The following is an 11,833-nucleotide window of genomic DNA, read 5'->3' as shown; positions in this document are numbered from 1 at the left end:
AATCGTGATTCCCGCGAGATTTGAAAAATTGATCGATGTGGCTCAGAACTCCCGTCAATGCAAGCATTTCTCCACGGCAGGACTATGCTCTGCCGGCTCGAATCCCAAGAATAAAGCTTCTTGATTTATTGGAACGTTCCATTTATAGGAGCCGCAACGGGAGAGTTCCATGGACATCATCTTGCCTGCGGCAAACGGCGACCAGATCGGCTACCGGCTCGTCGGCAAGCCGGTCGAGCCGAGCAAGAACGCGCATTTTTCGCGCATCGCCTATGCCGCCGCCCATGTCGTCGCCGACCCCATCGCCATGACCAATCCGTGGTCGCGGCCAGCGGTCGACTGGGACAAGACCATGGCGTTCCGTCATCATCTGTGGCGGCTCGGCTTCCGCATCGCCGAGGCCATGGACACCTCTCAGCGCGGCATGGGTTTCGATTGGGCGAGCGCCAAGGAGTTGATCCGCGGCTCGGTCGCCGAGGCCAGAACAGTGCCGGGCGCCGACCTTGCTTCAGGGGCGGGGACCGATCACCTGGCGCCGGCGGCGGTCAAAACGCTCGACGACGTCATCGGCGCCTATGAGGAGCAGTTCGGCTTCATCGAAGGCGAGGGCGGCAAGGCGATCATGATGGCGAGCCGCGCGCTGGCGGCGGTGGCAAAAGGGCCGGACGATTATACCCGGGTCTACGACCGCATCCTGTCGCAGGCCTCCGGCAAGGTCATCCTGCACTGGCTCGGCGACATGTTCGATCCGGCGCTCAGGGGCTATTGGGGCAGCAGCGATTTCGACGCGGCACTGGATACGGTCGTCGCCATCATCGAGCGGCATGCAGACAAGGTCGAGGGCATCAAGATATCGCTGCTCGATGCCGAGAAGGAAGTGCAGTTGCGCGACCGGCTGCCCGAGGGTGTCGTGATGTTCACCGGCGACGACTTCAACTATCCGGAGCTGATCGCCGGCGACGGCAGGCGGCATTCGCACGCGCTGCTCGGCATCTTCGACGCCATCGCGCCCGTGGCCAATGCCGCGCTGGCGAAGCTGGCTGAAGGCGACAAGGCCGGCTATGACGCGCTGATGGCGCCGACCGTGCCGCTGTCGCGAAAAATCTTCGAAGCGCCGACCGAATACTACAAGGCCGGCATCGTCTTCATGGCTTGGCTGAACGGGCATCAGGACCATTTCACCATGATCGGCGGCATGCAGTCGGCGCGCGGCATATGCCACTATGCGGACGTGTTCCGCCTAGCCGACCAGGCCGGCCTGCTGGCCGATCCCGATCTTGCCTCCGCGAGGATGAAGAGCCTGCTGGCGACGGCCGGCATCTGAACCGATCGCCCCGCGGCGATTTGCGTTCCGCCGGCAAACCTGTATTCGCTTGCCAAAATCGCGTTGCACCAAGGCGGACTACGGGTGAGCAGATGGAAGTTCCCGGCTTGAGGGGGCGGGTGGCGGTCATTACCGCGGCCGGCCAGAACATCGGCAAGGCCGTCGCCCTGGCGTTCGCTCGAGCGGGGGCGCACATCGTGATTACCGGCGGCAGCGATCTGGCCAAGATCGAGGCCGTGGCGGATGAGGCGCGATCCTTAGGCGTCGAGGCGGTGGCCTCCGTCTGCGACGGCACCGACGAGACTGCCATGAACGCCTTGATCGAATGGGCGGTCGCGGAACTCGGCGGCGTCGACATCGCGGTATCCTGCGTCGGGATAAGACCGCATCAGCAGATCGCGGAGATCACCCTTCAGGACTGGCAGAAGGTGATGAACACCAATCTCGGATCGGCTTTCATCCTGACCCAGGCGGTGCTTCCGCACATGCGCAGGAGGAAGTATGGCCGCCTGCTTTACATGGCGGGCACGGACGCCCTTTTCCCGCTGGCAAACAGGGCGCATGTGGTCGCCGCGAAGCACGGCTGCACGGCCTGGCGAAGGCCGTGGCGCTGGAATGTGGGCCGGACGGGGTGACCGCCAACAGCATCGCGCCTGGATGGCTGGACACCGACCGAAACGCGGCGTGGTATCCCGATCTTGAGAAGACCTACGAGCATGTGAGAGCCACGGTGCCGCTCAGGACGTTGGGGACCGCCGAGGACGTCGCCAATGCCTGCCTCTATCTCGCATCGGACATGGGCAAGTTCGTCACCGGACATTTGTTGCACGTCAACGGCGGCGAGTTCATGGTGTAGGACCGCAATCGGCAAGGGGGCGCGTCGGCGTGAAGGGATACTGGCTCATCGTCGGAACCGAGATTTCGGACCAGGAAGCGCAGGCCGAATATGCCCGGCTCTGGAAGCCGATCGGCGAAAAATACCAGGCACGCACCAACACGACAAAGCAGCCGCCGCTGCTCGTCGAGGCGCGTGACGCCAAGCGCATGGTGCTTGTGGAATTTCCGTCGCTGGACATTGCCAAGGCCTGCTACGCCGACCCGGCCTATGAGGAAGCCATGCGCTTCGCGCTGAAGGCGTCGAATCGTACGCTGGTGATGTTCGAAGGGGATCTGGGGTAGAAAAGCGGATAGACCGACGGGCTGCTCAGGCGAGAGAATTTTTCCCACTGAGGCAAAAAAGCCATGCCGACCGATGGGCGGCCCGCAACGATTCACGTGACGTCAAAAGCGGTAGTTCAGGCTCAGCGAAACCGTATGGGTGCTGGGCTTGACGAATGTTGGGCCAACCAACACGCTGTCTTCTTCGAAATTATGATCCGAGAAATGCGCGTAGGCGTAATCAAGGCCGACAACCCATTTGTCATTGAGCGCGTAGTCTGCGCCAACACCGATCGTCCAGCCGGTATAAGTCCGGTCGAACTTGGTATCTCCAAAACCGAGAACGCTATATCCGGTTTCGTGCAGGTGCAGGAAGGCCACGCCGCCCTTAACATAGGGCATGAAATTGCCCATCGCGTATCCGGCCTTGGCGACGATATCGCCCTGCCAATCGGCAGCGGTCTCGAATGTTTCACTGTCAATCGTCGGCACGGTCTTCTTGTTGAACACGGCAACCAGACGGGCCTCCGCTCCAACAACGAAATTGTTGTCGAACTGGTACTGGTAGCCTACTTGGCCGCCAATCGATGCCGATGTGCTGTCGCCATCATATCCGCTGGGATCGTCATTGGGAATCCTCACATCACCCTTGAGAAAATTGACCCCGGCCACTGCGCCAATATACGCGCCTGTCCAATTGTAGGACGAGGGCTCGACTGACAATGCGTCGGCGGCAAAGGCTGACGAACAAAACCCAACAAGCATTGCCGATGTGAGTAGAGCCGTCCTCATAACCCGCCTATCGCTCCGGTCCGCCATTGCATCCATGGGTTGATAGCACGGGTTTCAGGGGTGCGCTGTAACACAGCGGCAACAGTGGCGCTGGTGGATGCGTCCCGAGAGATTGCTTCCGACACCGTGAGCGTCGGACGCAACGAAAAACGGGGTTCCTGTGCCAGAAAGTGGCGGAGACGGCTAAGTTATTGAAAGGATGGTGGGCGTGACAAGGATTGAACTTGTGACCGCGGCTATGTCAATGGAGTGCGTTCTCGGATTTCATTGCAGAATCTGCCGCAAAAGAACGTGAACCGAGCAAAAACATTCGAACATATCTGTGCCGCGACACGGTGGTGGCAAACTCCTAGCGCAATTCGAGGGGAAATAGCCTGAGTCAATCAAGCGCAACCTTCTTACGCGAAGCACGTTAGAACCCGGCTGATCGTCGGGGAGAGCGCGCAATGCACAGAATCGGTAACCGCGGCAATGGTTTTGAGGCATTTATGGTCTTCATGATCGGCCTCGCCGTGATAGGCGCTAGCATATCGACCTACTTCACCGGCCTCTAACAAGGCTCGCCAGACCGGTGGACTTCAGAAAACTGACATGCCCGGTCTGCCAAGGGCGGCGGGAGGGTGTTTGCATGCAGCCGGTGGAAGACGACGGGCGGAACCTGCTGCCCGGCCGGCACTCACCAGCAAGGTTGCCCGGGGCGCACAGTTAGGTGCACCCCTTGCGAGGGAACCGGCATCAGAAGATCGGTGCTGGAAGATTAGCCGCTGGCGCCACGGAACAGAATGCCGATTTCGGCTTCGGCCAGTGTGATCTGATAGCGCTGTTTGGATCTGTTCGAGTAGATGTCGTCAGCAACAATCGAGACAGTCACATCGCCGTTGTCGCTAATCTACACATCGTCGAGCCGCAGCGGCGCCGAGTATATGCATTTCGCTGATCCTTGCCTTCGCGCGGGCTGAGTAGATAGCCGCATTTACGACATCCTCTGCTGTTGCAGGATACCGGGTGCAAGACGGATGCCACCACTTCGGTCCCAAAATGGAGCAAGGCAACAGCCCGCAGACTGCAGAAACTCCAGCCTACTCCCATCTTCCTCCTTATGGATACATGCCATGCAGTTCAGCACGGCCGTATATCTTCGTTAGCCGGTGAGTTGTTTTGAGTCCGAGCCCTCACTGGTCAGGCCCGGTGTGATTGCTGGCCTACCCCGTCAGCCTGCCGGGCCGCTCCCGGCCTCCGTCGCCGACTGCGGATGTACCAGCGGCCACGGAGCTGGCCCTTGGGCACTAGGGGAAACTGGCACTCATTAAGCTGGCGCCTCGGCCAGTTTCTCGATGGATAAAAATTTGGGGCGTCCGTTCACCCTATCTAAATTAGATAGCCCTCATATGTGCGTGATCGGAAGTCAGGGCTTATGAAAGATGCAACGGGTAGCGAGTTTTCTACGTGACGATTCCGGAGCGACGGCCATCGAGTATGGTTTGATTGCAGCGCTTATCGCCTTGGGAATCATGGTTGGGGCAACCTCACTGGGCGGCGCGCTAAATGCCCAGTTTGTGTCGATTGCCACGACGCTTAACGGCGCCGGCTCACCGTGAGGGTGCCCTAGGCTTTACGGACAGGGCGTCCAGCCATTCCGGTGTTCCAGTATCACGGCGTGGTTCGTGAACTGCAGGTTCCGATCGTCTCGGCCGGCGGCGCGGCACTCGTGGCAGTAGATGATTTTCAGCAGATCCCAGTGCAGACAGGGCTGGTCCGGGCCGAACCGCCTGGCCAGCGCGGCGACGTCAAGAACCGCGCGGCGCTGGCAGCCGAAGCAGTGGACCGACAAGCCCGTGCAGGCGGCCAGTTTGCCGCCCAGCGTGGCTTCTGAAAACGGATACTCCTTGCCCATGGCGATTTCCAACGAGGTCGCCCCACACGGGTGGCTATCTATCTGGAGAATCGCTCCTTGAGTGCCCTGCTCTAGGAAATTTCTTAGGATCCGTTGGTTAGGGGCCAAGTCGAAGTGATTGAGCCTTAGGCCCAGGTGCCTGCGGTCGCTCAGCCTAATTGAGCGATTGCTAATACCCTTCTAGATTGCGTGAGCGGGAGGAAACGGTTGCCACCTAGCCAACCCGCATGGCCGGTACAGCACATCCCCAAACCCCGGTGCGCACCGCTGTCGTGCCCGGCGGCGCGCTTTTCACACCCGTCGGGAGGTTTCTGTGCCATTCCTGTGCCACACGGCACAAGGGCTTAGCTAAGTTATTGAAAGGATGGTGGGCGTGACAAGGATTGAACTTGTGACCCCTGCAATGTCAATGCAGTGCTCTCCCGCTGAGCTACACGCCCATCCGACGCCGCGCATACACCACTTTTGATCCGGCACGTCAATAGCGGGAATGTGGAAAGACGGCTTCCGTTTGTCGCATCGGCGAAGCGCCTGCCGATGCAGGGCCCGATCCGGGCCGGAGGCGGCTAGGCCGCCTGCAGCATCTTCTCGACCTCGTTGACGAGATCGCGCAGGTGGAATGGCTTGGACAGCACCTTGGCGTCCTTGGGCGCCTTGGAATCGGGATTAAGCGCGACGGCGGCGAAGCCGGTGATGAACATCACCTTGAGGTCGGGGTCGATCTCGGTGGCGCGGCGGGCAAGCTCGATGCCGTCCATCTCCGGCATGACGATGTCGGTCAGGAGCAGCGAGAAGGGCTCTTCGCGCAGCCGCTCATAGGCGCTGGCGCCATTGTCGAAATCGCTTACCTGGTAACCGGCGCGTTCCAGCGCCTTGACGAGGAAGCGGCGCATATCGTCATCGTCTTCCGCCAGCAGAATGCGTGCCATAATGTCCCGTCCGAATCACCCGCCCCAAGCCTGCCGCCGGGCTAGGCCATTAACCATCCTGTATATGAGATGGAGCCGGTAAACATCAAGTGAATGAAGGGCATGCCAGATGCGGTTCGCGGCGCGGTTTTGCCGCCTGAAATGCTGGACATGCCGCGCGCAAGGTGGCAAGTTTTGCGTCATGACGCAGTGCTTCATCCTGGTTCATAAAAATTGAAGACGGCAGCCGAGGATTTTTCGGTCGTTCCACCCTTCGAAATCCGATCGGGCGCCGAGCAGCGCGTCCCTTTTCTGTTCAACTCCCCGCATAGCGGCCGCCACTATCCGGAGCGGTTCCTGGCTATGGCGCGGCTCGACCGCAATGCTATCCGCCGGTCGGAAGACTGCTATGTCGAGGAGCTTTTCGGCGGCGCCGTGCCGCTCGGCGCGCCGTTGCTGGCGGCGAACTTTCCGCGCGCTTATCTCGACGTCAACCGCGAGCCTTGGGAACTCGATCCGCGCATGTTCGCGGAGCCGGTGCCGTCCTTCTGCAATATCCGTTCGGCGCGTGTCGCCGGCGGGCTGGGCACCGTGCCGAAACTGGTCGGCGAGGGGCTCGACATCTATCCCGGCCGGCTGCCTTTGGCCGAGGCCGTCGCGCGCATCGAAACGGTGTACAAGCCTTACCACGAGACGCTGAAGTGGCTTTTGACCAGGACGCATGCCAGGTTCGGCTATGCCGTGCTGATCGACTGTCACTCGATGCCGGCCTCGATCCGCGTCAGCGACAATGGCGTTCGGCCCGACTTCATCATCGGCGACCGGTTCGGCATCTCGGCCTCGCCGGCGCTCACCGAGATGGCGATCAGCCTGCTTGTCGGCATGGGCTACACGGTCGCGCACAACAAGCCCTATGCCGGCGGCTTCATCACCGAGCATTACGGCCGACCGGCGCGGCATCTGCATGCGCTGCAAATCGAGGTCAATCGCGGGCTTTACCTGGACGAGCGGACGTTCCAGAAGTCGGCCGGTTTCGACGCCCTGGCCTGCGACCTGACCCGCTTCTCGGCCGATCTGATGTCGATGCCCGATCATCATTTCGTCGATTTGCCGCTTGCGGCGGAATGACGGTGCGCCCGAGTTCTTAATAAACGCAATTCCGGACGGAAAAACCGCTTCGCGCTTTTCTCGAATTGCTCGAAAAAAAGACCGCATCGTTTTCACGACACGGTCGAAGTCTAGGGAGGAAACGCCCAAGGAGGGCATGGACAGGAAAACCTGTCCGACGACAAAATTATTGTGCGGCGCACAAATGTCAATCGACAGCTGGATTTTTTAATTCAATATGATGTGGAAATTCCGCTTCGGCGGTTCAGTTGTGGCATTAAGGCAACATAAAGCGGGCGCCTGACCGGTATTCAGCGCGCCTGTTCTGCGAGAAAGAGCGGCTGGCAAGAGCCGCGATGGGGAGAGCGACTTGGATATCAGCACCGATTTCATGCGGCGCATAGCGCATGCCGCCGCAGCGGAAACCTTGCCGCGCTTCCGCAGCCAGGGGGTGGTCGCCAACAAGGAGGCGGGAAGCTTCGACCCAGTCACGGAGGCCGATCGCGAAGCCGAGCGCGCGATCCGGGCGCTGATCTCCGCCGAATATCCCGAGCACGGCATTCTCGGCGAAGAACATGGCAGCCAGAACATCACCAGCCGGCATGTCTGGGTGATCGACCCGATCGACGGCACCCGCGCCTTCATTTCCGGCCTTCCGGTCTGGGGAACGCTGGTCGGGTTGACCGCCGACGGCGACGCGGTTGCCGGCATGATGTCGCAGCCCTTCACCGGCGAGCTGTTCTATGCCAACGCCTCCGGCTCGCACTATGAAGGACCGGGCGGCCCGCGCAGGCTCTCGACCCGCAAGACCACCGACCTCGCGCAAGCGACGCTGTTCACGACCACGCCGGCGCTTTTCAAGGGCGAAGCGCGCAAGCGCTACGACCAGTTCGAAACGAAAGTCCAACTCGCCCGCTACGGAACCGACTGCTACGCCTTCGCCATGGTGGCGGCGGGCTGTGTCGACATCGTCGCCGATCCGGGCCTGAAGCCCTACGACATCGTCGCGCTGATCCCGATCATCGAGAAGGCCGGCGGCGTCGTCACCACTTTCGAAGGGGCCCCGGCGGAGAAGGGCGGCGATATATTGGCTGCGGCGACGCCGGAGCTGCACGCCGCGGCAATGGCGGCGCTGCGCGGCTGATCGGGCGCGTTCAGGGAGCGTCGCCGGTGCCTGGAATGAAGGCATCGAAGGCGGCGAGCAACTGCTCGCGGTAGATGTCCCTCTCCTGCAGGATTTCGTGCTCGGCGCCGTCGATCATCAACAGCGAGCCGACGCGCAATTTCCTGGCATAGGCTTCCACGGCCTTGGTCGAGACCACCCGGTCGGCGCCGGCGGCGACGATCAGCATCGGAACCTTGACCCTTGCCATGAAATCCGGATCGCTGACGGCTTCCGCGGCCGCGGCTGCGGCCTTCAGCCAGCGGATGGTCGGGCCGCCGAGCGCGAGCTGCGGCCAGGCCTCGTAGATCCCGACATTGCGGCGGTAGCGCTCGGGATCGGAAGTCACCTTGTTCACCTCGAAAGCCGGCGGCACTTTCGGGCGTGGACCGATCGCCGCGTAGAGCCAGCCGAGGCCAAGCGCGCAGAAGATTGCGCACACGCGCCGCACGGTGGCGATCGAGACCGGCATGTCCGGCACCTCCAGAAAGGGCGCCAGCAGCACCATGCGCCGCACCCGATTGACCATGGACGGCGAGGCAAGCAGCGCAATCACCGCCCCGGTCGAATGGGCGAGGATATAATAGGGGCCGCGGCAGTCGGGCAGCACGATCTCCTCGAAGAATTGCTCGAGGTCGCGCGCATAGTCGCGGAAGCTGCGGACATGGCCACGCTGGCGGTCGCGCAGCAGGCGGCTGGAATCGCCCTGGCCGCGCCAGTCGAAGATCGCGACGCCGAAGCCGCGATCGGCGAGGTCGCGGATGGTCTCAAAATATTTCTCGATGCACTCGTTGCGTCCGGTCAGCAGAACCACCGTGCCCAGCAGCGGCCGAGCGACGGCTGCAAACACGCCGTAGCGGATCTTCTTGCCGTCGGGCGTGGTGAAGAAGCCGCTCGCGGCGTTCCGCGGCGCGGGATTGTCCTCGGTCAGATGGAAAAAATCCGTCATTCGGCAAGTCGCTGGTTGTTCTTTGCCCGAGCGGGCAAGGCGTCGGCATGGTGATAGACGGCCAGGCGGCAAAAGCAAAGGCGCCGCGAGGATTTACGCAACCGCCCTGAAATGGGAAGGCCGGAAGTGCCTGCGGCGCACTTCCGGCCTCTGTCGATCCGGGAGGAAGGGACGTTGCACCCGGTTCGGCCTCGTCGCAGCGCCAGGAAAAGGCGCCGCTTGTCTCTTTGTCTTGACGCAATTCCGGTCGGAAAGCGCCTCGCGCTTCTCTTGGGAATTGCTCCAACTTGACCAAAGCCTAGCGCCGAGCGGCTGAACGGATGCCGAAGCTGCGGTTCATCCGCCGTTCATCAACTTGGCCGCATTGCGGCGCTGAAAAAACCTTGAAATGGCTTTTTGAGCTTCCCAAATAAAGGTTGCGGCCGCCGATTGTCGGGGTCGCTGGCCTATCCGGAACGCCTTTCGAGGGTTTCGCACCGGGTCACACGCAAACCATGTTGCTCAACAGGAGAACACCTCATGCGTCACGTTGATTTTTCCCCGCTTTATCGTTCGACCGTCGGCTTCGACCGGTTGTTCACCATGCTCGACTCGCTCGGCCAGCCCGAGACCGCGCAGACCTATCCGCCCTATAACATCGAGCGCACCGGCGAGAATGCCTATCGCATCTCGATGGCCGTTGCCGGCTTCTCGGAAGACGAAATCTCGATCGAAGCCCACCGCAACGTGCTGACCGTCAAGGGCGAGCGCAAGGAAGAGGGCAATGGCGAGGGTTCCGAGCTGCTCTACCGAGGCATTGCCTCGCGCGCTTTCGAGCGCCGCTTCCAGCTCGCCGACCATGTCGAGGTCGAGGGCGCCACGCTGAAGAACGGCCTGCTCTTCGTCGACCTCAAGCGCAACATTCCCGAGGAGCTGAAGCCGCGCAAGATCGCGATTACCCAGTCCTCGGACAAGGCCAAGCAGATCGAGGCGAAAGCGGCCGCGTAATCCGCGGACTTTTCCCAGACGACGTCTCTATCCCGAGACGAAAGCGGCGCCGCGAGGCGCCGCTTTTTATTGGTGCGCCAGCTACCGGCCTTCCTTTTGAAGCTGCGGCGGAGCGTGAAGGACTCTCCTGGTGGACCAGCCGCGTCGTCGAGCCGAGCGGCGGCTTGGTCATGGCAGGACGCTCAGCCGAGCAACTGGCCGAGGCGGTCGATCTCCTCGGTCGTGGTCGCGAAGCTGGCGACGAAGCGGTAGATCGCTTCATTGTCGCCGAGATGGCCCTCGAATCCTGAAGGCACGCCCCATTCATGGAATTTGGCGCCGGCCGCCCGCAGCCTTTCAGCCGTGGCGCGGTCCAGGATCGCGAAGACCTCGTTGGCTTGCGGCAACCAGGCGAGCCTGCCCGCCGGTGCATCCTCGATCGTCTCGGCCAGATGCGCTGCCATTTGATTGGCGTGCCCGGCCATCCTCAGCCACAGGTCGTCGGTGAGATAGGCTTCGAACTGGGCCGAGATGAATCGCGCCTTGGAGAAGGTCTGCCCGGCGCGCTGACGCTGCAGGCGCAGGTCCTTACCGACGTCCGGATTGAGGATCACCACGGCGTCGGCCATCCAGCAGCCATTCTTGGTGGCGCCGAAGGAGATGAGGTCGACGCCGCTCTTCCAGGTCATTTCAGCCGGGCTGACGCCGGTCGCGGCAATCGCATTGGCGAAGCGCGCGCCGTCCATGTGCACCGGCAGCTTGTGGCGGCGGCTGACCTCGGCGACCGCCTTGACGTCGTCGGCGCTGTAGACGGTGCCAACCTCGGTCGCCTGGGTGATGGTGACCGCCATCGGCTGACCGGCGGGAGCCAGATCCTGCGAATAGCGCTTGATAGCCCGGTCGAGCGCTTCCGGATTGATGCGCCCCAACGGCCCGGGAACCGGCGCCATGCGCGCGCCGCCCGTGTAGAAACCCATCGCGCCGAACTCGTCGACATTCATATGCGCTTCGGAGTGGCAAAGCGCGATGCCGCCGATACGGTTCAACGCGGCCATCGAAAGCGCGTTTGCCGCGGTGCCGGTCGCGGCGAAGAAGACTTCCACCTCGCGCTCGAAAATCTCGTTGAAGCGGCGATAGACGGCGCGGTCCAGATCGCCGTCGCCATAGGCGGTGGCAACGCCGTCGGCGTGGCGCGCCAGGTTGGCCGAAATGTCGGGATGGACGCCCGCCCAGTTGTCGGAAGCAAAGAACATCGAGAGGTCCGTATCGTGATTGGCAGAAGCGGCGGGACTTGACCGCTTCAGCGGGAGAAGCGCAAGGGCCAATCGCCGGCAAAGCGGTGAAGCCAGCGCATCGCCTCGAAAGCCCGGACCAAAGCTTGCGTTTCCAGTGTTCGTCACGAAATTTTGTGTCGCGTCGCGCCCAAGTTTTTTGTGAACCGGTCTTGTATAGGTCCCTGATTTCTGCCATAAAAAATTTAGGACAGTAGTGCTGTCTTATTTTGTCGCACAAAACAGGCTGGACTGGCGTATCATTGCTGCCATTCCGGCCATTGTCGCGAGCGGCGGGTAGA

At 61.7% G+C, this 11,833-nt stretch carries 13 protein-coding genes and 1 tRNA gene; 8 read left to right on the top strand and 6 right to left on the bottom strand.

Going from position 1 to position 11,833, the window contains the following annotated elements; all coding sequences use genetic code 11:
• Window positions 1–169: 169 nt before the first annotated feature.
• The 4 genes from EJ068_RS07395 to EJ068_RS07380 all read left to right on the top strand — a co-directional run bounded on the left by EJ068_RS07395 (window position 170) and on the right by EJ068_RS07380 (window position 2,503).
• Window positions 170–1,324 carry a dihydrodipicolinate synthase family protein gene (locus EJ068_RS07395; RefSeq protein ID WP_128314895.1) on the top strand — a complete coding sequence of 385 codons (1,155 nt, stop codon included), beginning with the start codon at window positions 170–172 and terminating at the stop codon, window positions 1,322–1,324.
• 92 nt (window positions 1,325–1,416) lie between these two features.
• On the top strand, window positions 1,417–1,959 hold the full coding sequence (locus EJ068_RS07390) for an SDR family NAD(P)-dependent oxidoreductase (RefSeq protein ID WP_189342014.1): 543 nt from the start codon (window positions 1,417–1,419) through the stop codon (window positions 1,957–1,959).
• Complete coding sequence (locus tag EJ068_RS32525; protein ID WP_245463366.1) at window positions 1,956–2,180, top strand: SDR family oxidoreductase; 225 nt, start codon at window positions 1,956–1,958, stop codon at window positions 2,178–2,180. The genes EJ068_RS07390 and EJ068_RS32525 overlap by 4 nt, the downstream gene beginning before the upstream one ends.
• A gap of 29 nt (window positions 2,181–2,209) precedes the next feature.
• A complete protein-coding gene (locus EJ068_RS07380) occupies window positions 2,210–2,503 on the top strand; it encodes a DUF1330 domain-containing protein (RefSeq protein WP_126081454.1) in 294 nt (97 codons plus the stop codon).
• Between the two features lie 102 nt (window positions 2,504–2,605).
• On the opposite strand, the gene EJ068_RS07375 is transcribed toward EJ068_RS07380, so the two are convergent.
• Entirely contained in the window at window positions 2,606–3,247 is a 642-nt protein-coding gene (locus EJ068_RS07375; protein WP_189342012.1) for an outer membrane protein, read from the bottom strand.
• A 1,448-nt stretch (window positions 3,248–4,695) separates the two neighbouring features.
• Here EJ068_RS07375 and EJ068_RS07370 point away from each other — a divergent pair.
• Window positions 4,696–4,872 (top strand): Flp family type IVb pilin, encoded by a 177-nt coding sequence (locus tag EJ068_RS07370; RefSeq protein WP_127249803.1) that lies wholly within the window; start codon window positions 4,696–4,698, stop codon window positions 4,870–4,872.
• Window positions 4,873–4,886: 14 nt separating this feature from the next.
• On the opposite strand, the gene EJ068_RS07365 is transcribed toward EJ068_RS07370, so the two are convergent.
• The 3 genes from EJ068_RS07365 to EJ068_RS07355 form a co-directional block, all read right to left on the bottom strand.
• Window positions 4,887–5,168, bottom strand: coding sequence for a hypothetical protein (locus tag EJ068_RS07365; RefSeq protein WP_127249802.1), 282 nt, complete (start codon window positions 5,166–5,168; stop codon window positions 4,887–4,889).
• Window positions 5,169–5,533: 365 nt separating this feature from the next.
• Window positions 5,534–5,608 (bottom strand) — tRNA-Val (locus tag EJ068_RS07360).
• Window positions 5,609–5,734: 126 nt separating this feature from the next.
• Complete coding sequence (locus EJ068_RS07355) at window positions 5,735–6,097, bottom strand: response regulator (RefSeq protein WP_006199474.1); 363 nt, start codon at window positions 6,095–6,097, stop codon at window positions 5,735–5,737.
• A gap of 213 nt (window positions 6,098–6,310) precedes the next feature.
• Here EJ068_RS07355 and EJ068_RS07350 point away from each other — a divergent pair, with 213 nt between their 5' ends.
• Together EJ068_RS07350 and hisN are read left to right on the top strand one after the other, a co-directional pair.
• Window positions 6,311–7,204 carry an N-formylglutamate amidohydrolase gene (locus EJ068_RS07350; protein WP_189512605.1) on the top strand — a complete coding sequence of 298 codons (894 nt, stop codon included), beginning with the start codon at window positions 6,311–6,313 and terminating at the stop codon, window positions 7,202–7,204.
• A gap of 349 nt (window positions 7,205–7,553) precedes the next feature.
• The gene (gene hisN / locus EJ068_RS07345) at window positions 7,554–8,327 is read left to right on the top strand and encodes a histidinol-phosphatase (RefSeq protein WP_126081456.1); all 774 of its coding nucleotides are present in this window, start codon (window positions 7,554–7,556) and stop codon (window positions 8,325–8,327) included.
• A 10-nt stretch (window positions 8,328–8,337) separates the two neighbouring features.
• On the opposite strand, the gene EJ068_RS07340 is transcribed toward hisN, so the two are convergent.
• A complete protein-coding gene (locus tag EJ068_RS07340; RefSeq protein ID WP_127249801.1) occupies window positions 8,338–9,294 on the bottom strand; it encodes an alpha/beta hydrolase in 957 nt (318 codons plus the stop codon).
• A gap of 519 nt (window positions 9,295–9,813) precedes the next feature.
• Here EJ068_RS07340 and EJ068_RS07335 point away from each other — a divergent pair.
• Complete coding sequence (locus tag EJ068_RS07335; protein ID WP_042639398.1) at window positions 9,814–10,281, top strand: Hsp20 family protein; 468 nt, start codon at window positions 9,814–9,816, stop codon at window positions 10,279–10,281.
• A 182-nt stretch (window positions 10,282–10,463) separates the two neighbouring features.
• Here the strand turns inward: EJ068_RS07335 and EJ068_RS07330 are convergent, their stop codons facing one another.
• Window positions 10,464–11,513, bottom strand: coding sequence for a low specificity L-threonine aldolase (locus tag EJ068_RS07330; RefSeq protein ID WP_127249799.1), 1,050 nt, complete (start codon window positions 11,511–11,513; stop codon window positions 10,464–10,466).
• Between the last annotated feature and the right edge of the window lie 320 nt (window positions 11,514–11,833).

Source organism: Mesorhizobium sp. M2A.F.Ca.ET.043.02.1.1 (assembly GCF_003952405.1).
Taxonomy (GTDB): Bacteria; Pseudomonadota; Alphaproteobacteria; order Rhizobiales; family Rhizobiaceae; genus Mesorhizobium.
Note: the sequence above shows the minus strand (reverse complement) of the source record. Positions and strands in the feature narration are given on the sequence as shown.